Annotated in this window: 21 protein-coding genes; 16 read left to right on the top strand and 5 right to left on the bottom strand. The window is 59.0% G+C overall.

What is annotated here, in order from left to right; genetic code table 11:
• Window positions 1–37: 37 nt before the first annotated feature.
• The 4 genes from C1719_RS10570 to C1719_RS10555 all read right to left on the bottom strand — a co-directional run bounded on the left by C1719_RS10570 (window position 38) and on the right by C1719_RS10555 (window position 3,123).
• Window positions 38–883, bottom strand: a complete 846-nt coding sequence (locus C1719_RS10570; protein ID WP_102375070.1) for a TIGR03915 family putative DNA repair protein — start codon at window positions 881–883, stop codon at window positions 38–40.
• A complete protein-coding gene (locus C1719_RS10565) occupies window positions 880–2,373 on the bottom strand; it encodes a putative DNA modification/repair radical SAM protein (RefSeq protein WP_102375069.1) in 1,494 nt (497 codons plus the stop codon). Before C1719_RS10565 ends, C1719_RS10570 begins: the two co-directional genes overlap by 4 nt.
• A gap of 151 nt (window positions 2,374–2,524) precedes the next feature.
• Window positions 2,525–2,830: an addiction module antidote protein gene (locus C1719_RS10560; protein WP_219717852.1), complete on the bottom strand. Its 306-nt coding sequence runs from the start codon at window positions 2,828–2,830 to the stop codon at window positions 2,525–2,527.
• Complete coding sequence (locus tag C1719_RS10555) at window positions 2,827–3,123, bottom strand: type II toxin-antitoxin system RelE/ParE family toxin (RefSeq protein ID WP_102375068.1); 297 nt, start codon at window positions 3,121–3,123, stop codon at window positions 2,827–2,829. The genes C1719_RS10560 and C1719_RS10555 overlap by 4 nt, the downstream gene beginning before the upstream one ends.
• Before the next feature lie 331 nt (window positions 3,124–3,454).
• Here C1719_RS10555 and C1719_RS10550 point away from each other — a divergent pair, with 331 nt between their 5' ends.
• The 5 genes from C1719_RS10550 to C1719_RS10530 all read left to right on the top strand — a co-directional run bounded on the left by C1719_RS10550 (window position 3,455) and on the right by C1719_RS10530 (window position 7,600).
• Complete coding sequence (locus C1719_RS10550) at window positions 3,455–3,778, top strand: hypothetical protein (RefSeq protein WP_102375067.1); 324 nt, start codon at window positions 3,455–3,457, stop codon at window positions 3,776–3,778.
• Between the two features lie 50 nt (window positions 3,779–3,828).
• A complete protein-coding gene (locus C1719_RS10545; protein WP_245874499.1) occupies window positions 3,829–4,794 on the top strand; it encodes a DMT family transporter in 966 nt (321 codons plus the stop codon).
• A gap of 170 nt (window positions 4,795–4,964) precedes the next feature.
• Window positions 4,965–6,887: an FAD-dependent oxidoreductase gene (locus C1719_RS10540; protein ID WP_102375066.1), complete on the top strand. Its 1,923-nt coding sequence runs from the start codon at window positions 4,965–4,967 to the stop codon at window positions 6,885–6,887.
• Between the two features lie 174 nt (window positions 6,888–7,061).
• A complete protein-coding gene (locus tag C1719_RS10535; RefSeq protein ID WP_102375065.1) occupies window positions 7,062–7,391 on the top strand; it encodes a DUF6442 family protein in 330 nt (109 codons plus the stop codon).
• Window positions 7,391–7,600 (top strand): helix-turn-helix transcriptional regulator, encoded by a 210-nt coding sequence (locus C1719_RS10530; protein ID WP_102375064.1) that lies wholly within the window; start codon window positions 7,391–7,393, stop codon window positions 7,598–7,600. The genes C1719_RS10535 and C1719_RS10530 overlap by 1 nt, the downstream gene beginning before the upstream one ends.
• Window positions 7,601–7,702: 102 nt before the next feature.
• Here C1719_RS10530 and C1719_RS10525 read toward each other — a convergent pair whose 3' ends face one another.
• A complete protein-coding gene (locus C1719_RS10525) occupies window positions 7,703–8,953 on the bottom strand; it encodes a putative ABC transporter permease (RefSeq protein WP_102375063.1) in 1,251 nt (416 codons plus the stop codon).
• Between the two features lie 426 nt (window positions 8,954–9,379).
• Between C1719_RS10525 and C1719_RS10520 the strand changes: the two genes are divergently transcribed.
• The 11 genes from C1719_RS10520 to C1719_RS10465 all read left to right on the top strand — a co-directional run bounded on the left by C1719_RS10520 (window position 9,380) and on the right by C1719_RS10465 (window position 21,308).
• On the top strand, window positions 9,380–11,704 hold the full coding sequence (locus tag C1719_RS10520) for a molybdopterin-dependent oxidoreductase (protein ID WP_102375062.1): 2,325 nt from the start codon (window positions 9,380–9,382) through the stop codon (window positions 11,702–11,704).
• Window positions 11,705–11,716: 12 nt separating this feature from the next.
• Window positions 11,717–12,052: an oxidoreductase gene (locus tag C1719_RS10515; RefSeq protein WP_219717851.1), complete on the top strand. Its 336-nt coding sequence runs from the start codon at window positions 11,717–11,719 to the stop codon at window positions 12,050–12,052.
• 12 nt (window positions 12,053–12,064) lie between these two features.
• On the top strand, window positions 12,065–12,292 hold the full coding sequence (locus tag C1719_RS10510; RefSeq protein WP_102375060.1) for a hypothetical protein: 228 nt from the start codon (window positions 12,065–12,067) through the stop codon (window positions 12,290–12,292).
• 114 nt (window positions 12,293–12,406) lie between these two features.
• Window positions 12,407–12,646, top strand: coding sequence for a hypothetical protein (locus C1719_RS10505; protein ID WP_102375059.1), 240 nt, complete (start codon window positions 12,407–12,409; stop codon window positions 12,644–12,646).
• 368 nt (window positions 12,647–13,014) lie between these two features.
• Entirely contained in the window at window positions 13,015–14,322 is a 1,308-nt protein-coding gene (locus C1719_RS10495; protein ID WP_102375057.1) for a trigger factor, read from the top strand.
• Between the two features lie 159 nt (window positions 14,323–14,481).
• On the top strand, window positions 14,482–15,984 hold the full coding sequence (locus C1719_RS10490) for an MFS transporter (RefSeq protein WP_102375056.1): 1,503 nt from the start codon (window positions 14,482–14,484) through the stop codon (window positions 15,982–15,984).
• A gap of 127 nt (window positions 15,985–16,111) precedes the next feature.
• Window positions 16,112–16,564 (top strand): hypothetical protein, encoded by a 453-nt coding sequence (locus C1719_RS10485; protein ID WP_102375055.1) that lies wholly within the window; start codon window positions 16,112–16,114, stop codon window positions 16,562–16,564.
• A 235-nt stretch (window positions 16,565–16,799) separates the two neighbouring features.
• The gene (locus tag C1719_RS10480; RefSeq protein ID WP_102375054.1) at window positions 16,800–19,301 is read left to right on the top strand and encodes a molybdopterin-dependent oxidoreductase; all 2,502 of its coding nucleotides are present in this window, start codon (window positions 16,800–16,802) and stop codon (window positions 19,299–19,301) included.
• Window positions 19,302–19,312: 11 nt separating this feature from the next.
• Window positions 19,313–19,654, top strand: coding sequence for an oxidoreductase (locus C1719_RS10475; protein ID WP_102375053.1), 342 nt, complete (start codon window positions 19,313–19,315; stop codon window positions 19,652–19,654).
• Between the two features lie 87 nt (window positions 19,655–19,741).
• Complete coding sequence (locus tag C1719_RS10470; RefSeq protein ID WP_102375052.1) at window positions 19,742–20,038, top strand: zinc-ribbon domain-containing protein; 297 nt, start codon at window positions 19,742–19,744, stop codon at window positions 20,036–20,038.
• A gap of 40 nt (window positions 20,039–20,078) precedes the next feature.
• Window positions 20,079–21,308 (top strand): MFS transporter, encoded by a 1,230-nt coding sequence (locus tag C1719_RS10465; protein ID WP_102375051.1) that lies wholly within the window; start codon window positions 20,079–20,081, stop codon window positions 21,306–21,308.

Below are 21,308 nucleotides of genomic sequence, written 5' to 3'. Positions count from 1 at the left end.
TCGCGCAGGCGGCTCTGGCCCTGCAGTGCGCAACGGGTTATCGCCTGGTGATTTCTCTGCTCGGCAGCGTTTCCTTCATCTCGGTGATGTTCTTCCAGAAGCGTTTGGGCATGAACTGGCGGCGGAGCTCGGGGTTGTAGCGGGATTCCACGGCGATGGTGTTGTAGAAGCGCTTCCAAGCTGCCTGCATCACCTCCTCTTCGGCGGAATGCTCGGGCAGCATCAGGCTGTCCGTTTTGACAAGATACCATTCCTTCCCCTCGTAGACGCCCGCGATACGATGGTTCTCGTCGTAGATCATGAACGCCTGGGTGTTGAACCTTCCGGCGAACCAGTCCATGATGAGCGGCACGACCGAAGCTGCGGGGTTGCATCGGGCGAACCAAACGTCTCCTTCCATATGTTCGAAGCGGAGGAATTGCAGCATGCGATGTCGCTCGTTGTAGACGGCGCGGTTGAGTTCGTGGAACGGCGCGACGCTTGGATGGACGATATCGTTGAGTGCGCTGTTCTTCTGACTGCGGGTGCACAGGCCTCCGCAGCGCATTTTGCGCGGGCATCCCGTGCAATCATGCGGTTTGTGCTTCGCCATGGCGTATCGAACGAACCGGTACACGATGCTTCCCGCAGCAGGATCATCGGAAAGCGACGCGCTTTTAACGGCGTCGAATACAACTGGTCCGCACGTGCGGCAGATGCCCTTCTGCACGCGCAGCGCAACGTCCATATCCGATTCGATGTCGCGCATCTCTTGGCCGAGGCGCGGTTGCAGGTTTTTTGCGATGACGACATCGGACGGATCCTCTTTGCACGCGTAGGCGGTGAAGATCGCGCTTAGAAGACCTTCGAGCGAGCCGTCGTAGACGTAAGCGAGTTCGGTCATGCGCGTGTGCCGATGAGAACTTTTTCGCGGCTGGGCCGAGCGGGCCCGCGGAGTGGGGCGCTTGCGGATGCGCCGAACCATTCGGGCAGCGATGCGGCGAGCGGGTCGTTTGTCACCGCGGGAGGTTCGTGGAGCGTGCGGTATTCTTGCGGTCGCATGATCTTGGGCTTCGGTGCTTCGGTTTGCTCGAACAGGCTCAGCTGCCCGGGGATGGCCTTGTCGGCACGCCTTCCGTGGCTTCCGCCTTTAATGGGGGCCGCGAGCTGCGCCCGCAGGCCTTCGCGTGAGAAATCAGCCCCTGTGCCGCCGTAGCTGCCGTTGCAGGTTATGAAGTAACGTGCCCGTTTGTAGGCGATACCCAGCTTTCGCAGTTCGGGTTCGCGCAGGGTCGAGCGTTTCCGTGCCCTCATGATGGATTTCGCGCCGCGCACGCCTATGCCCGGCACGCGCAGCAGCATTTCGTAGGACGCGGTGTTCACTTCGACGGGGAAGCGATCGAGGTTGTTGATAGCCCAGTTCGCTTTCGGATCGAGCATCGGATCGAGGAACGGATGCTCTTCGTCGATGATTTCGTTCACGTCGAACCGGTAGAAGCGCAAAAGCCAATCTGCCTGGTAGAGACGGTGTTCGCGATTGAGCTCGATGGCATCGGCCGAAGGAAGCCGCCTGTCGTCGTTTACGGGAAGATAGGCGCTGAAGAATACGCGCTTGAGAGACAGCGTGCGGTACAGCGATGCCGAAAGGTTGAGGATATGGTAATCGCTCTCGGGGGTGGCGCCGATTATCATCTGCGTGCTTTGCCCGGCGGGAACGAATGCGCGCGTTTTCTTCTTCGGCTTGCTTTCAGCCATATAGGTGGTGCATTTGCGCATGATTGCGCGCGTATCCTTGTCTTCGGCGATGTTCTCTTTGATTTGCTTCATGGGAGCGAGGATGTTTTGCTTGTTCTTTTCAGGGGCGAGCAGTTGCAGGCTCTTCTGCGACGGCAGTTCCATGTTCACGCTCATCCGGTCGGCCAGGTGCCCGAGCTGGTCGACGAGTTCGGGCGAGGTGCCGGGAACCGCCTTCGCGTGGATGTAACCGCGAAACGCGTGCTCGAAACGCAGTATCTCGAGTGTTTCGATCATGAGTTCGGTTGTGTAATCGGGGCTCTTGATGACGCCCGAACTGAGGAAGAGACCCTCGACGTAATTGCGGCGATAGAAGCCTATCGTAAGATCTGCGAGCTCGCGTGGCTTGAAGGCGGCGCGAGCTATCTCGTTGGAGCATCGGTTGACGCAGTAGGCGCAATCGTATACGCAGACGTTGGTCATGAGCACTTTGAGCAATGTGATGCAGCGCCCGTCGGCTGAGAAGCTGTGGCAGATGCCTGCTGCCAGGGTGTTGCCGAGCTTCCCCTTCTGCGCATCGCGATCAATGCCCGAAGAGGTGCAGGCAACGTCGTACTTCGCTGCATCGGCAAGTATTTCCAGTTTATCTGCGATGTCCATGCGGCTCCCTGAAACGAATATTTGTTCGTATAATAGTATGCAAACGAATGTTCGTTGTCAAGAAGTCAGTCTCTCGTGTGGAAATAGATGCTGGCGAAGCCCCGACCGTTTTTGAGCCCTTCTTAAGAGGTTCGCCCTTACGGGACCTTGGCTATGTCGGCATGGAAACGCTGAGCTTCATTCCCAACGCTTTTGAGACTTTCAGTATGGTGTCGAAAGAAGGATTGCCCTGCGGAGAAAGTGCCTTGTAGAGCCCGTCTCGGGTAATACCGGTTTCTCGCGCAAGTTGCGTCATGCCCTTTGCGCGGGCGATATTGCCCAGGGCTACGTTTATGAGCTCGCTGTTGCCTTCTTCGAGCGCTGCATTAAGATACGCAACCATATCCTCTTCGGTTTCTAAGAATTCAACCGTATCCCATTTTGCCGCTTTCTTCATTTCCACCGCCTCTTTCGTCATTCGTATTCGCCATTCAGCCGTTTCGCTCTTGCGATGTCTTTCTGTTGAGTCGATTTGTCTCCGTCGACGAGCAGCAGAATCAACTTATCTTCGCGCCAGGCGAAATACAGCCGGTAGCCAGGCCCGTAATCGATCCTCATTTCCGATACGCCGTCTCCCACCGACTTGCAGTCGCCGAGGTTTCCGGTCATCGCTACGCGGTCGACCCTCAGGTTGATGCGCGCCCTGGCTGAAGCATCTTTCAGCCGCTTCAGCCATCGGGCAAATTCGTCTGTTCGGGCAATCTCGATCATGAGTATATTATAGTATACAAATATACAACTACACAACTACACAAATATACGACTATGTAATTCCGCTGCTTGACCAACTGATGCGGCTGAAGGCGCAAAGTCGTCGCACCCAAGCCGCCTTGCGTCTCTCGATAGCAACTCGGAAAATCAGGCGATGTTTCGATAGGTCTCACTAAGCTCACCTGCAAGGCGGTTGCCTTTTCGTGCAACTCGTGGTGTCTGAGAAGCAGGATAGGCGTATGCGCTTGCCGAGCGCGACCGGCTCTACGTCGAGGCAGTCGACAGGCGCGTGTTCGCCTATATCTATGCAGGTCACAGCGAAGGCCTCGATATGAGTGTCGGCATGCTGGTCGCTGTGTTGGTCGCCGCACTGCTGCAAGGGTTCTGGTTCAGCGGATTTGTTCTCAAGCGGATGCGCTACGCCACGCGGCTGGCCGGTTTCGCATTGACGGCGGCACCCCTTATCTTCGCGTGCGGTTGGTTTGCGGGCTGGTTTCCCCCGCGCATCGAATCCGCGGTGAGCTTCTTCATCGTCTTCCTTGCGATATTCGCCTTCGTATCCGTCGGCTATACGCTGTATTTCAAGAAGGTGGCGGGCGGATACCAGGAAGCGCTCGAGGCGTATCGCAAGCAGGCGGCGGAAAAGAGGGGATGAGCCGTCGCGCCCACGCGTTTGATCGGGTATCATGGTTCAGCTGATGGCTGATGGCTGGGCAGGGTATCCGCGAGGCGCTTCTCGCAACTGCTTCGCCGCCGACCCGCGTGAGGGAGTCGATGAGGCGTGCTTACATCATATATTTCGCTGCGCTCGTGCTGTTCGGCACGAACGGCATCGTCGCGAGTTCTATCGATCTGCCGAGCTATGAGATCGTGCTCGCCCGCACGTTGATCGGCAGTCTGTTCCTTGCGGGGGCGTTTGTGCTCAGCCGCAAGAAGCTGCAATTCTTCCGCGTGGGAAGGCAGGCGTGGTACCTGGTGGTTTCGGGGGCGGCCATGGGGGCTAGCTGGATGCTGCTCTTCGAAGCGTATCGCCTTGTGGGCGTCAGCGTTTCGACGCTTCTGTACTACTGCGGGCCCGTTATCGTCATGGCGCTTGCTCCGCTTGCGTTCGGGGAGCGGATCGGGCGGGCGATGGCCGTCGGTTTCGTTGCCGTGCTGCTGGGCATGGTGTGCGTCAACGGCTTTTCCGTTCCCACGGGCGATTCGGCGTGGGGTTTTGCCTGCGGCATCCTTTCTGCGGTGCTGTACGCGGTCATGGTGATCGCCAACAAGAAGGCAACGGGCGTCACCGGTGTCGAAAACTCCTTGTGGCAGCTGGTGTTCGCCTGCGTGGTCGTCGCCGTGTTCACCGCGTTCAACCATACGGGCGAACTATCGATTCCCGCCCAAAGCATTCTGCCGATGCTTTTTCTCGGCATCGTCAATACGGGGCTTGGCTGCTATTGGTACTTTTCCTCGATCAAGCGCCTTTCGGCCCAAACCGTTTCGATCTTCGGTTACCTCGAGCCCCTGTCGGCCCTGGCGTTCTCGGCGCTTCTCCTTGGCGAGCACCTTTCCGTCGTCCAGGTGTTCGGCGCCGTGCTCATTTTGGGCGGTGCGGCTTTCGGCGAGCTGTTCGGCGGGAAAAAGACATCATCCGACACGCCGTCCGAGGACGAGGCTATCGGTTAGCAAGGCTCCGCTTCGCATGTACCCCGCGCATCTTCCGCAATCGAAAAACATTGCTTGATCTGCTTATTTGCAAATACCCCCTATGGGGTGTACTGCATTTTCCCTTTCGCGGATAGGCTTTCTCCGTCAAAGTTCAACGCGCGGCATCGCCGTGAAAGGAGTGAAAAGCAATGGGAGGAAGCACAGCAACGAATATGAGCCGTCGCACGTTTCTCGGAGCGGCTACGGTTGCGGGGGTTCAGCTTGCCGTTTTCGGACTGGCGGGGTGCGCACCGAGCGCCCAGGGGGAATCGGGCAAAGCCGGCGGCTTCACTGCGGGAACCTACACCGGTGAGGCGGAGGGCAAGTTCGATGCCGTCGTCGTCGAAACCGATTTTACGGAAGACTCCATCGCTGCCGTGCGCGTGGTGAAAAGCGGCGACACCGCCCGCATCGAGCAACCCGCCATCGAGAAGATGCCCGAGCGCATCGTCGATGCTCAGGGGCTCGGTGTCGATACGGTGACGGGTTCGACGCTTACGAGCATGGCCATCCTCAACGCGGTGTCTTCCTGCGTCGAGCAGGCGGGCGGCAGCGTCTCGGCGCTCAAGAAGAAAGGCGCGTCCGAGCCGAGTGGCGAGCATGTTGATCTCGAGGCCGATGTCGTCGTGGTCGGCGCGGGGGCGAGCGGCATGGGCGGCGCCATTGCTGCGGCGCAGGGTGGCAAGCGCGTCATCGTACTCGAGAAGAATTCGAACATCGGCGGCAACTGCCTGGTTTCGGGAGGATACCTCGAATATCTTGCCGCGCCCGATGATGCGCGTCCCGCGATGACGCCGGAGCTTGAGCGCTATGTTGAAGACGTGCTCGGCAGCGAGATTGCGGCCCAGTCGAATCCCGAGGTGGTCGATGCGGTCAGGCGGGAGTTCGAGGCATTCAAGGCATCGGGCAGCGCGAAGCTGTTCGATTCGCCGAATTACTACGCCCTCGATTTCGCGGTTACGACCGGCGAGGGTCTGCCCGTCGAGGCGTATCTTCCCGTGGGGAAGAACATCCTTGCGCTCAACCAGTGGATGACTGAAAACGGATTCGAATGGATCGAGCCCACGTTCGCGATCACGGGGTATCAATACCCGCGCTGGTCGGGTCCTGTGGAAGGTGTCAACGGCGAAGGTTACTTCGATTTCTACGAAGATTTTATTGCGGGCGGCACCATGGACATCGAAGTCTATCTTGCCACCGCGGTCGACGAACTGATCGTCGAGAACGGTGCGGTCGTCGGCGTTGAGGCGACGGCGGAAGACGGCATCGGCTACACCATCAAGGCCGAGAGCGTGTTGCTCGCATCGGGCGGCTTTTCGGGCAACTCGGATATGCTCAGGCAGTACAACACCGAGTGGGAGTATCCGGAAGGCGCCATTCCCACCACAAACGTCAACGGGCATACCGGCGACGGCATAGCCATGGCAACCAAGCTCGGTGCGGGCGTTGTCGATATGGGCAATCAGATGATGTTTCCCTTCAACGATCCGGTCAACTTCTCGTTCGAGGATATCATGGGCGCGTTCGGCGACAGTCCGGTTGTCAACAAAGACGGCAAGCGCTTCGTCGACGAGACGACCGATCGCTTCACGATAACCTCCGAGCTCATGAAGCAGCCCGACAGCCTCGGATTCTTCGTGTGCGACAAGAAGTGCAGCGACTACCCGTCCGAAGAGCGTCAGGAAACGCTGCTGCGCCGCGGGCTTTTGTATCGGGCCGACACCCTTGAGGAGCTGGCTGAGCAGATGGGGTGCGATAAGGGCGCGTTCGTCGAAACCATCGAGGCGTTCAACGAGGCCGCTTGGGCGGGCGAGGACGAGACGTTCGGGCGGTACCTGTTCACCGAACTGAGCTCGGTAGAGGAGCCGCCGTTCTTCGCCTCGCCGGTCACGTGGGCCGCTCACATCACGATCGGCGGCCTGGCCACCGACGAGAACACGCATGAGGTGCTCACCGAAGCGGGAGATCCCATCCCGGGCCTCTATGCGGCGGGCGAAACGCGTCAGGACATTTGCGGCGTCGGCAGCATGGCCGACGGGTTCGCAGCAGGCCAGACGATAGCTTCGCGCTAGGCGACCGGGAGGCTGCAGCTCCGCAGCCTCCCGCTTTCCGTCCCTGCTCGCCAAAGTCTAAATTGACAAGAAAACTTGGCATGCTGTATACTTCATTATGTCAAGAAAACTTGGCAATATGAAGCCGTTGCACATTGTTGGGCGAGCGTGCGCGGGTGCAGGCGGGAGGCGGTCGTGAACAAAAGCGAAATCCTCGAAAAGAGCCGAAGCGAATACGGCGTCGTCGACGAGCGCGAGAAGCAGATGGGGTATCGTGCGGCATCGGTCGGCATGTGGGTCACGTTCGCGCTCGTTATGATATACGGTCAGATAAAGATCTTTGTATTCGGAGAATCGGCGAACGATATCATGGCGATTGCGTTTCTCGGCGCGGCTGCGACGTTTTTCGCCCGGTATCGTTACGCGCGGGAGCGTGCGGCCTTGGCGGGCGGGATCGTGTTCGCGTTCGTCGCCCTCATCTGGTTCGCAACTTTCATCCTGCGCTTCTACGGGGTTGTCGTCTGATGGATGACCGGTTGATCCTGCGCAACAATTTGCGGAAAGCCCGCAAGGAGCGGGGCTATTCGCAGCTTGAGTTTGCCCGCCTCGTCGGCGTATCGCGCCAAACCGTTTCGTCGATCGAAACGGGGCAGTTCAATCCCACTGCAAAGCTCGCGCTTGTCATCTGCATCGCGCTCGACAAGAAGTTCGAGGAGCTGTTCTACTTCGACTAGGGGGAAGCGGCTTCGGGGGCGATTCGCTCGCTGAGGAAACGCCGCTCGACGCCCCGATCGCCTATCGCGCTCGGGGCTTGCCCTGCCTGTTCCCCCGTCGCCTTAGCGCTCGGTACGGGTTGCGTTGTCGGGATCGATGGACATGCTCTGGAAGCGGTGCTCCATGTACTCGTTGTCGAAGTGGTCGGCGAAGAACTGCTCGACCGGCGTGTCGGGCGTTCTGCCCGCCTCCCGTTCGTACCAGCAGTCGAGCGACATGAGGGTCATCACGCCGTTTGTGATCATGAGCGCGGCGGCTACAGTGGTGACGATGTAGCGCCAGTTCCATGGAATGAGATTCACGATTTTGAGCATTTGCGGCAGCAAAAGCTTGATCCATACCACGCCGAGGCATCCCCACATGATCATGAACATGCCGTTCGTGCGCCCGTCGATGGAGAGCCATGTGCCCGAGTAATCCCAGGCGATGATGCCGAATGCAAACTGCATGAACCAGCTTGTCAGGTACTCGAACGCGCCGCCGATAACGGCGCTTACGAGGAAGATGATGATAATGGGCTTGTCGTGGAAGCGATTCAGGGCGACGGTCATGAGGACGGCGCCGAAGCCGTAAATGGGGGAGAACGGGCCGAACAGGAGCCCTGCCCGGTCTTCGTAGCCTCCGAACAGCATGAAATGGTAAATTGTTTCGAGGATGAGCCCGATCACGCAGCAGACGACGAATATCCAGAAGATGTTGAAGAAGTTCAGCGTGATGAATCCTTCTCCCGAAAGGTCGCGGCCCGCTCGGTCGCCGAGCTCGGCCTGCGAGCGGTCCTCCATGAGGCGCAGCTTGCGTTGCAGCTCGCGCTCTTCGGCAAGCGAGGGATCGATGTAGCTTGAGAGAGCAATGAGGATCACGAAAATCACGGCGTAGAAGATATCGTCTTCGTTTAAGCCGAACAGCATCATGTCGCATAAAACGATGAGGATCACGAGCACCATGAGCACTTCGGCGACCTGTCTGGCCCCACGGCGTTTGTTGCGCATGAGGCGCGCACCGAGGATGATGAACAGGATGGTGAGGGCGGCCATGAGCCCGATTTGGGCGAAGAACAGGATGTTCGACACGATGGAATCGTCGGAGAACATGCCCTCCTGAAACGCTTCGACCATCACGAAAACGAGAAGGCCTATCAACGGCAAAACGGCAATGCCGCCGATGAGGCACAGTATGCCGAATATCTTCAGCGGCAGCGGGATCTTCCTGTTGTCGAGCGGGGCATCGGGATCGCAGGGGGTTTCGGCTTGGTTGGGAACATCTGAATCGCTGGGTTTTGCTTCTTCGGGAACCCGGGCGTCGTGATCCTGCATGGTTGCTCCTGTTCGTTGCCATCGAATTATGGGATCGCATGGCCGATGTGCTTGCGAGAGCCGGGTCGGCGCCGCCGATCGCCGGCCATTGTTGGAACACGTTACCATAAGACATGTCGTTTATCCAGTACAGCCATTGGGTCGTATCGGCTGACGCCGAAGCCGTCGTCGGGCGCGTCGCATCGCGGAATGGCGCTTATTCCGTTTCGGCATCGTTTGGATAGCGCAGCGCCTCATCCAGCGGCGGGAATCGGAAATCCAACTATGCCGACACCTTGCCCCCAGGGGGTCGAATCGGACTTTTTCATATGCCCTCCCATCCTTTTACAATCACTCGTCGATGAGGTTAATCGGCGGTCGGCGCCATGTGCTGCGGGTCACGTGCGATCGTTGGCGGCGTCCGCTTGGGGCGAGAGAGGAGTTTGCATGAGAAAAGGAATGAATCCTGATCTCTATCGCGATGAGTGGCAATGGCAGGAAGGGGATACGACGGTCACGCGAAGCTGCCAGTGGTCGGGACCTGGCTGCCATCAAGGATGCAATGTTTTGTTCTACACCAAAGACGACAAGCTCGTGAAGATAGAGGGAGATCCCCGCTCTCCAGTGAACGAGGGCCGGCTGTGCATGCGCTGCCTGGCGATGGTCGAGGCGGTGAATCACCCTGACCGCATTCTGCATCCGCTCAAGCGCGTGGGAGAGCGCGGCGAGAACAAGTGGGAAGAGATCACGATGGACGAGGCGTATGCCATCATCGCTGAAAAAGCCCGCGAGGTTACCGAGGAGTACGGTCCCAAATCCATTGTGACGGGCATCGGCACGGGGCGCAATGCCACATGGCAGACGTCTTCGCTCGCATTCGCCGGATTCAAGACCCCCAACGATACGGCTGGCATGCTTTCGGGCGACTGCTGCTATACGCCGCGTCTGCAGGCCATGAACGCTATTTTCGGTTCCGATTTCATTGCGGATTGCGCTCAGCTTTCAGCCGACCGATTCGACGATCCCGAATATCGCCGTCCCGATGTGATTTTGAACTGGGCCTGCAATCCGGTCGTGTCCAACGCCGACGGGTTCTTCGGGCACTGGATCATCGACTGCATGCAGCACGGTTCGAAGCTGTTCGTGGTCGATACCCGTGTGACCTGGATGGCGGCGCACGCCGAAATATTCTTGCAGCTTCGTCCCGGTACCGATGCCGCCGTCGCGCTCGGCATCTGCCATGTCATGCTCGAGGAAAACCTGTACGACAAGGAATTCTGCGACATGTGGGTGTACGGGATGGAGGCTTTGGAGGAACGTGCCGCCGCTTATACGCCCGAGGTCGTCGAGAAGATATCCTGGGTTCCCGCAGAGAAAATCGTCGAAGCGGCCCGCTATCTGGGGTCTGCTGGAACGGTCGCCCTGCAGTGGGGATTGCCGCTCGACCAGACGAAGTGGGCTGTCGGTGCTTCGCTGGCCGTTGCGGCCGTCGAGGTTCTCACGGGTTCCATCGACGTTCCGGGTGGTTTCGTGAACGTGAAGTACGGCCATGTTCAATCCGATATCCGCGAGAACATCTGCAAGGGCATGGGCAAGGAAGTGCGCGAGGGCCGCTTGGGCGATGGGAAGTACGCGCTGCGCACGGTCGGGTTCGGTCCTCACTCCATGGGCGACGACATCCTGCTCGCAATGGAGACCGGCGAGCCCTATCCCATCAAGATGGGCTTTCTGTGCTCCACGAACAGCTTCATCAACATGGCGGGCGAATCGAAGCGCGTGTACGAAGCGTGGCAGAAGGTTCCGTTCGTCGTGGTGTGCGACCTTTTCATGACGCCGACCGCTGCTGGCTGCGCCGATATCGTTCTGCCCATCGCCATGGGCTGCGAGCGGTGGGGCATCCGCGCTTGGTTTACGCCGCTGCGCGCCATCAACAAGATCCTGCAAGCGGGCGATGCGCGCGGAGACGAGCAGATCATGCTCGAGCTCGGTCAGATCCTCAATCCCGATATGTTCTTCTGGGATACGGTTCCCGAGATGAACGAATACGTTATGAAGAATCTCTCTTCGATGCCGTTCGACATTACGTGGGAGGAACTGCAAGAGAAGACGCTCGTGTATCCGAAGTTCCAATACCGCAAATACGAGACGGGCGATATGCGCTTCGATCATCAGCCGGGCTTCAATACGACTACGGGACGCATCGAGCTGTACTGCACCATGTACGATTCGGCGGGTATCGATCCGCTGCCGAGCTTCAAGGAACCCACGTGCAGCCCCGTTTCGGCTCCCGAAGAGGCGAAAGAATATCCCTTCGTGCTTACGACGGGGCGTAGGAGCTGGGAATTCTTCCATTCGGAGCACCGTCAGCTCAAATCGATGCGCGAGTTCCACCCGTGGCCCCTGTGCGAGATCAACACCCAGGACGCCGAGGAGCTGGGCATCCGCGACGGTGATTGGGTGTACCTGGAGAACCAGTGGGGCAAGATCATGCAGAAAGCCGAGGTGTCCGACGGTGTTTTGAAGGGCACGATCATGGCCGAGCACGGGTGGTGGTTCCCCGAGCGCTCGGGGAAGCTCGAAGACGGTCTGTACGGTGCGTTCGATTCGAACATCAACTGCTTGACCATCCAAAACGATATGGCGACTGCGGGCTACGGATCTTCGTACAAGACCCAACTATGCAAGGTCTACAAAGTCGAAGACGGAACCGAGCCTAAGGGCGATATGCCCGAAAACGTAGGCCGCAATCAATTCGAAGTCGTGAACCGGTAGGGAGGAGGAATCATGTTGAACGGCTTGCTTATCAATTACAACTTCTGCACCGGATGCCACAGCTGCGAGATGGCATGCAAGGTGGAGCATGGTTTTCAAGAGGGGGAATGGGGCATCAAGCTCACGCAGCAGGGTCCCGATCTTGTCAAGGAAAACACGTGGGAGTTCAACTTCATTCCCACGCCGACCGATCGCTGCGATTTGTGTGCCGATCGCGTGAAGGAGGGCCGTCTGCCCACGTGCGTGCACCACTGTCAGGGCCTTTGCATGGAATACGGCCCGGTGGAGGAACTGGCTAAGCGGATGACCTCGTCGCACATGGTGCTTTTCACCCCGTGCGAGGAATAGGAGTGAGATCGTATGAACAGAGAAGACGTTGCCGAGAAGTACATGGATCTCGTGAGCGATTGGCTTTGCGTGGAAGCGTACATAAAAGACGGTGCGCTGTACTACCGCTATGATGCCGCCGACCCGGTGACGGAACCCGGGCAGATCACCTTCAACAAGATCGCCGATGGGGCAACCGAGCCCGTGCAGGTGACAACCGTCGAGTTCCATGAAGCGCAAAAGGGAGACAAGCTGAAATAGGCATGCAACGCGTCCCGCCGCCTGGTTGGCGGGCGATGGGACGCAACCCGATTGGAGACAGAATGATCGCGCGCCTGCCAGCCGACTTCGGCAGGCGGGAGGAAGGGGGCTGTGATGGATCGCCAGAAGATCATGGACGCATATGCCGACCTGTTGGCTGCCGAGTCGACGGTGGAGGCGTATCTGCTCGACGGAGAGCTGTACTACCGCTACGAATGGCTCAACGAAGTCGAGATGATGCCCGAGATCGTGTACTACCGAATCACTGGAGACGAAAGTCCCGATGAGAAAGGGGAAATCGTTCCCTTGGGCAGGTATTACAAAGCCCAGAAAAACGGGGAGAAAGTCAAGTAATCGCAGCGTCGTCGCACCGATGGCGCAGGCGAGCAAGCGTAAAGGAGCTTTTCATGTGTTTTAGACCGGCAGATGCGCAAGCAGCAACGAAACAATGCCCGAAATGCGGGGCCGAGAACAGCTTTTTCGATACGGAATGCAAGGAATGCGGAACCGAGCTCGCCTCCAGCAGCCCGCGTCCCATGGGTGCTCCCGGCCGACCGCCCGCGCCGAGCGCTCCCGGGGCTCCGAAAGCGCCGGGAGCGCCTGCTGCCCCCGGGGCGCCGAAGGCTCCCGGAGCCCGATAGCGCATAGGGGAATCGACTGAGCGTGTAGGAAAGCGCGGTTGTGCGGAGCGTTGAACGAGGATCGATGGGGGAGATATCATCATGGTTCAAGCTGGGTTCTTGAAACTTGCTGCCGAGGAAAAAGACGGCGGGCAGCGCATCGAGGTTGAAATCGAGGTCGGGGCCGATCGGGTCGATGAATTGCTTGACGAGTTCTATCGTTTGATGGCGCGCGTCAGGGGCATCGATGCCGCATCGGGAGACTGCTCGTCGTTGAGCCTTGCTTTGGCAGATGCCCTTGGCGAGGAGGAAGTCCGGGCGGCAAGTAAGGATTTCCTGCTTAATCGACTTACGATGGAGGCCGTGCGCGAACTCGGCATCGATACCGTGCTTGCGCCGGGCGTCCATGCGAAGGAGGTTCCGGCATTCGGCCGTGCCTTCTCGTTCGTTGCCAACCTCACGCCCCGCCCCGAGCTTTCGCTTCTCGATGCGGGGCCCGTGAGGGTGCAGCGTCCCGTCGTCGCGGTCGAAGAGAGCGACGTGGATGCGCAGGTAGCTTTTTCCGCCCAGCAGTGCGCTGAATTCCAGAGCGCCGATCATGCGGATGTTCGCGTGGGGGATTTCGCGCTCATGGACGTAGACATGCTGAAAAACGGCGCTCCATGCAAAAGCCTCTCGGGGTTGCGGCGGCGCGTCGAGGTTTCCGAGGGGTGCGTTCCGCAGGGGTTCATCGACGGCGTGTGCGGTATGACCCCCGGGGAGGAACGCTCCTTCTCGTTCGATGCAGATGACGGGGCCGTCGGCGAAAAACCGGATAGCTATCGGGCCTCGGTCAGGTTGTACGAGGTGCAGAAGCGGGTTGTACCCGTCGTCGACGACGAGTGGGTCGAGCGCGTGCTGCCCCAGTTCGGAAACCTCGAAGGGTTTCGTGCTCGCATACGTGCCGATTTGGAGCAGCAAAAGGAGAAGGTCGAACAGCAGGAGCTTGTGTTCCGGGTTCGATCGGCTCTGGAAAAAAGGCTCGTCGGCACCATTCCCGACGAGATGTACCAGGAAGCGAAAGAATCGCTGATGGCATCCACCCTGAGCTCGATCGACGCCAAGGGAATGACGCTCGAAGAGTACTGCGACGAGCACGGCACCACGAAAGATGCATTCAACATGAACGTGTTCATGCAGGCGGCCGAGACGCTTCGCCAGAATTTGGCGCTCGATGCGCTTGCGCGGAAGAGGGGGATTGCGGAAACGTGCGACGAGATCGCCGAAGCAAAGGCCGCTCTTCCCCAAACTCTAGCCACACTGCCAGACGAGGAGTTCGAGCGGCGCGGTTACCGAGCGTCGCTCGGCGAGAGCATTCGCCGCAAGAAAGCCTTGTCCTGGCTGATGGAAACAATGATCGTCGAAGGCTGATCCGATGCCGGGCCCGTTCGGGAGCCGTTTTCGAACGTCCTTTGCGACTCGGCATCAAAACGGGAGGTGATTTGCGCCACGGGGGCTGTGCGCATCAAGGATGCAGTTGACATCAAAGGCATCGCACCTTTGCGTGCGAGGAGGAAAAGGGGTTAAAACATGACCGATACGACGATTTCCGCTCCCGAACCTCAGGGAGGTGCTGTAGGGAAGATCACGAACGCCATATCTCAGAAAATGGGGCTTATGTACGGCCTTGGCATGATGTTCTTCTCCGGGTGGAATCAAATGCTGAGTTCGTATTGGAACTACTTCCTTACGAACGCGGTGGGCATGGATCCTGCATTGATGGGCACCATGACCACCATATCGAGCTTCATGGCGTGGATCATCGTGTTCATCGCCGCCGTTATCATCGAGCGCGTGTGGCTGCGCTGGGGCCAATACCGCTCCTACATGCTGTTTGCGCCCGTTTGCGCTCTGGTCTTCATCATGGGCGCCTGGACCGATTGGACTTGGATCGGTGTCGAGACCGGCAGTGTGGCCCAAGCCGTACTGATCGGCGGCTGCTACATTATCGGCCAGTTCTTCATCAACCTGTTCATGATTTCTGCAACGTCGATGATCACGGTCGCATCGAGGACCGAAGCCGACCGAGCGCTGATGTCTGCCCGCAAGGCTCAGGGCAACCTGATCATCAAGCTCTTGTTCGCTGCGGTCTCGCTGCCCATGATCATCTTCTTTGCCGGCGGCGATGTTGCTTCCAACACGCGCCCCGATACGGTAATCGGCTATACCATCACGGCGTTTATCTGGGGCATCGTTTTCGTGCTCGCATACGTCTACCTGTTCAAGATGTTCAAGGGCATGGATCCGACCGAGGAGTACTGCCGCAAGCGCGCCGAGGCCAAGAAGGCGGGTCGGAAGGCCGAGGAGATTCCGAGCGATATCGAGAAGGTGTCCATCTGGAAGTGCCTCAAGTACTTCTTTACGAATCTGCCTGCGCTGGGCCTGTTCATCGGCGAGGTCGGACGTGCCATATGGTCGATGCTGCTCGGAGCCATGGCCGTGTACTACTGCACCGTGGTGTTCGATCAACCCATGCTCTACGCCGGCTGCCTTACGCTGGCTAACGCTGCGGGCTTGGTCGGCACGTTCTGCGGCGAGGCGATTGCCCGCAAGCTCGGCAACCGCATCACCTACCTGACGGGCATCGCCATCGTAATCGTCTCGATGATTTTCGGCTACTTCGGTGCGGCGTCTTCGACGCTGGTCTTCACGGTTGCGATCGTCGTCAGCTTCTTCGGCGGCAACATGATGATGGCCGTCGAGTTCTCTTGCATGGCGAACGCCATTACCTATCAGGAATACAAGAAGGGCGAAAGCGCCAAGGCATTCATCATGGGCACGATCCAGTGGTGCCCGAACATCGGCAAGATGTTCCAGGGCGCCATCATCGGTTTCGGTTTGGCATCGATCGGTTACAGCGCATCGGTCGAGGTGGTGTCCGAAGCCATGGTGCAGGGTATTACGTTTATGACCTTCATGGTGCCGGCGATCGCCATGATCGTTTGCTTCGTCGTCTTCTTCTTCCTGCACCGCCTGACTTCCGCTCAGATGAAGGAGGCGGAAGAGGCGCTGGCTGAGCGCAGGGCGAAGTAGCCGGACGCTTGGGATCCGAATCCGGCCTGCTTCCATCCGCCGGATTCGGATCGGGCGGCCGAGCGGCTTCCGTTCGGCCGAAGGACGTTCAGTTTCAGCGGCAACCGATGAATGAGAGCAGGTCGAAATGCTGGATACCATACTTCTTGCAATCGCCGTGATCGTTACCTTTGCGGGTTGTGCGATTTTGTTCGTAGACGTTGTGGCCACAAAGAAAACCGATTTTTGCCAGGAGGAGACTCCCGCGCGATATGTTGGCAAGGGATCGGACGATCAGACGGAGTCGAACAGACGCTCGGGCCTTTTCGTTCTCGCCGTGCCCGAATTTCGCTACGAGTTCGAAGGCAGAACCTACCAAGGCAAGAGTGCGAACGTATTTTTCCATCTTTACCTGGGGCGCAAACAGCTTCCCGTTCCGTTTCTCGATGGCAAAACCTATCTCATCTACGTCAATCCCGCACAGCCGGCCATGTACGTGACATCGGGAGAGCAGCGGTTTGCGTTCATGCACCTGCTCGGATGCTCGGTATCGGTCGTCGGTATCATGCTGCTGCTGTTCGCCATGGGCATATTCGGATGATCCGAGGGTTTCTGCCGGCCGTCTCGGGCGCATGCTCGGTCGGATGGCGCGCGGCGGGCGGAGCCGCACGGAAAACGATGGGGTAAGGGGGTCGCATGCGCGGGCATTGGAGCACGCAGCGCTTTCGCAGAAGGCGCGCAAAGTTCAGGCCGCCGCCCGAATGATAGGCGAGGGGGCATCTTCCTGCATAGGTTGATGCAAAACGACGAGAAACCAGAAAGAAGAGGTATCAGAGTTGGCTACTTACATAGATGAAAACGCCGCTCCTCAGGTGCGCGTGCTGGAAGATGGCACCGAAGTACACCGTACGTCTCCGTGGTCGCCTCCGGGTTGCCACGGCATGGGATGCGGTGTGCTCGCATACGTCAAAGATGGCAAGTGCGTAAAAATCGAGGGCGATCCCGATCACCCCACGACGAAGGGTCGCCTGTGCGTGCGCTGCTTGCGCGTGCTCGACCTCATCTACCACCCCGATCGCGTCGTTCACCCGATGTACCGCGACCCGAAGGATCGAGGCAACGCCGATGCGTGGAAGGTTGTTTCCTGGGATTGGGCTTACGACAAGATCGAGGAAGAGATCAAGAAGTGCAAGGAGCAGTACGGACCCAACAGCTTGACCGTGCTGACGGGAACCGGCCGTGAAGCGGGTCGCTACATGACGAACACGTCTGCCCGCATTTGCGTTACCACGAATCAGTGCTATACGCAGACGGGCTTCTCCTGCATGGCTCCGCGCGATACGGTGTGCTCGATGATCGGCGGTGCGGGCTACATTGAATACGACTTCGCCAACGGCCTTCCCGGGCGCTATGACGATCCCGAGTACGTGCAGCCGAAGTACCTGCTCAACTGGGGACGCGACTCTCTCCGCTCGAATCCCGACGGCACGTGGGGTCATTCGATCATCGAGCTTCTGAAGCGGGGCACCAAGCTCATCAACGTTGATCCGCGCGTGAACTGGCTTTCCACCCGCGCCCTCTACTACATGCAGCTTCGCCCGAACACGGACACGGCTCTTGCTTTCGGCCTGTTGCGCGTGATCATCGAGGAGGATCTGTACGACCATGACTTCGTTGAGAAATGGTGCTACGGCTTCGACGAATTCAAAGAGCGCGTTATGGAATACACGGTCGATTGGGCTGCCGAGGTGACCGAGGTGCCCGCCGAAACCATTCGCGCGGTCGCCCGCTGCCTGTCCGAAAAGCCCTGGGGGCTCAACATGGGCCTCGCCAACGATCAGAATCCCAACGGCGTTCAAAGCGTGCATTGCCTGTACGCGCTTGTGGCGATCACGGGCAATCTGGATATCCCCGGCGGCACGAACATCGGTTGGAACATCACGCTCGACTTCGGCGGCAACCAGTTCGACAACGTCGACGGGGTGGGGGGCAGCAAGAAAAAGGAGACCGTTCCCCCGAACCCGGTTACCCAAGAACAGCGCGACAGCACCGTTGGCCTCGACGTCTATCCTATCTACAAGCTGCTGCTCGGCAAGGCGGTGCCCGACGAGTTTCTGCCGACGCTTGAAACCGACGAGCCGTACCCGGTGCGCTTCTGCTGGATCCTGCACACCAATCCTGTGGCTCCCACCAATACGGCGGCTCCGGGTCGTTGGCATAAGGCGTTGAAGCGTATGGACTTCGTGGTCGCACAGGACATCTTCATGAATCCCACCATCGCTTCCTGCTGCGATCTGTTCTTGCCCCTTGCCACATGGCTCGAGCACGATGGCTACATCACACAGCTCATGGGCGAGCATCCTGGCCCCGTGGCTGCAATGGTGAAAGCCGTCGAGCCGGTCGGCGAATGCAAGAGCGAATTCGAGATCGTCCACGATCTGGCCCAGCGCCCCGCATTTCGCGACAACTTCTACGTCGACGGCGAAAGCAAGGTCGAAAGCATCGAGCGCTACATCTCCGAGGACCTCACCAAGGTGGTCGGGTTCGGGCACGATTGGGAATATCTCAAAGAGCATGTGCAGGTATGCCGCAAGACCGAGTACCGCAAGTACGAACGCGGCATGCTGCGTCCTGACGGCCAACCCGGGTTCAACACCACGACGGGCAAGGTCGAGCTTTTCAGCCTGATGTTCGCGGCGTGCGGCGGCGATCCGCTGCCCTATTACGAGGAGCCTGTGTTCAGCGAGTACTGGCAAGACGACGCCGACGAGCTACACTCCTGCGCCGCCTCCCATTTCATGTCGGAGTACACCGCCGAACACCCCAACTGGAAAGACGAGTATCCCATCACCATCACCACGGGTGCTCGCAACTGGGCTTCGTTCCATTCCGAGCATCGCCAATCAAAGATGCTGCGTGAGATCAAACCGTATCCGGTTGTTGCCATGCATCCCGATCTGGCCGAAGAGATCGGGGTGACCGAAGGCGAATGGGTGTGCATCGAAAACCCGTGGGGCAAGTGCTATGAAAAGGCCAAGATCACTCCGATCCTGAAGCCGAACGTGGTCATGGCCGACCATGGCTGGTGGTATCCCGAAGAGGATATGAACGAACCCAATATCGGCGGCGTGTGGAAGTCCAACATCAACGAGCTCATTCCGAACAACGTCGTCGGCCACTACGGATTCGGCGCGCCGATGAAGTGCATGATCGGCAGGTTGTCCAAAGCCGATCACGCGCCGCTTGTCGAGCATGCTCCCCAAGATCTTCCGAGCCTGCAGAACTTCCCCGGCTCCATCAAGAACGATCCCGCTCTGCAGAATCTTATGGCCGAATAGGAGGTAGGAACATGGCTCAGAAATACGGCTTGCTCATCGATAACTACTGGTGCACCGGATGTCATTCTTGCGAGGTGTCATGCAAGAACGAACACGACCTTCCGATCGGCCAGTTCGGTATTAAAATGCTCGTGCTCGGTCCCTGGGAGCTGATGGAGGAGGGTACGTGGGAGCACACCTACTACCCGCTGATCACCTCGTATTGCGATCTGTGCGCCGATCGCGTCGCCGCAGGCGGCGTTCCGGCATGCCAGCTCCATTGCCTGGCAAGCGCGATCGAATACGGTCCGATCGACGAACTGGCGGCCAAGATGGCCGAACGCGATCGAAGGACGACGCTTCTCATCCCGTAGGAAACGGTCGGCTCGGGGCTGCGCGCTGCTTGCGCGGCCCCTGCGCCGACGGGTTTTTCGCATATTCGAAAAGAAAGAAGGAAGGCCATGTGCTTTAGACCGGCAGCCGCCTCGACCCCGAAAACGTGTCCCGAGTGCGGCATGATCAATCCCTCCGTCGCGGAGAAGTGTGTGAAGTGCGGCGCCGAGCTGCCCGAAGATCGGATCAAGTGCCCGCATTGCGGCGAGATGAACATCGCCGGCGCCATGGAGTGCTCTGAATGCGGAAGCGAACTGGCTGTTGCGGCGCCCGCTGCTCCCGCACCCGCCGCCCCGGCGCCTTCGATGCCCGGCGCCCCGAAAGCGCCGGGCGCTCCCGAAGCTCCCAAGGTGCCTTCGAAGTAGCGCATCGCAGGCTGCGGATATCGCGAAAGGTTGATTCGCCATGCAACGCAACAAGCTCTGGAACATCCGATTCGTTCATCTGCTGCTTATCGAAGCGGTATTCCAGTTTGCAACGTATCTGACGAATCCGATCGTTTCCAGCTACGTGATCTTCCTTGGAGCATCGCTTGCCGTAGGCGGGTTCATAGCGGGACTCGTCGCCTCTGCCGCATTGGCCATGCGACCTTTCACGGGGTGGATCTCCGACCGATTCAGCAAGACCACGCTGCTCGTGCTGGCTGCGCTGTTGTTTACGGTTGCTGCGTTCGGTTGCGCGTTTGCACCGAACGTGTGGTGGATCGGTGCGTTTCGCATCGTGCAGGGCGTCGCCTTCGCGTTTCGCTCGGCGGTGGTCGTCTCGCTGGTTTCCGTAGTCGTCTCGCACGACTGCATCGGCAGGGCGGTCGGCTGGGTGGGCGTGGTTACGACGACGTCGTGCGCCATCGCCCCTTCGGTTGCTGCCGGCGTCGGCGAAGCGGTCGGGTATTTCGATTGCTTCATGATGGCTGGCCTGCTCTTTGCGATCGGGCTGGTTCTTGCTGTTTCGTTCAAGCTGCCCAAGAGCGGTTGCGCAGATCTTGGCATCGAGCGCCGTCGGAAAGGATGCGGCGGCAAGCGGGTGATTCGCCTGCGCGATTTCGTGTTCGTTCCTGCTGCTCCCTATTCGGTCATGGCCGCTCTTGCGGGAGTGCCTCACGGCATCAACGTGTCGCTTCTTTTTGCCGTCGGGGATGCTCGCGGCATCGCGGGCATATCCTTGTACTTCACTCTGTATGCCGTATCGGCGCTCGTTGCGCGGCCGCTTGCGGGGCGCTTGAGCGATACGAAGGGGTTCGGCGTCGTGATCGCGCCGGCTCTGCTCATCGATCTGGCGGGCGTCGCGGTTCTCGTCGCCATGCATTCCCTTGCCGCTGCTGCGATTGCGGGGGCGCTTGTCGGCATCGGCCAAGGATCGGCGCATTCGGCATTGCAGGCCGAGGCGGTGCGCGGTGCCGATGTGCGAGAATTGGGAAGAGCTTCTAATACATTCTATATCGGGCCCGACGTCAATATGGGCATGAGCCCGCTTGTGGGGGGATTCGTTATGCAGACGTGGGGGGTTGCTGCGATGTACGAGGTTTGCTTCGGTTTTGTCTCCGCAGCGTTGATCCTGTTCTTGGTCATGAAAAAACGATCCGCTTTCGCCGCCGTTTCAGGTGCGTCGCGAAGCGCAAGGGAAACGCGTCCGTAA

Source organism: Raoultibacter massiliensis (assembly GCF_900199545.1).
Taxonomy (GTDB): domain Bacteria; phylum Actinomycetota; class Coriobacteriia; order Coriobacteriales; family Eggerthellaceae; genus Raoultibacter; species Raoultibacter massiliensis.
The sequence above is the reverse complement of the archived record's forward strand: the minus strand, read 5'-3'. Positions and strand labels throughout refer to the sequence as shown.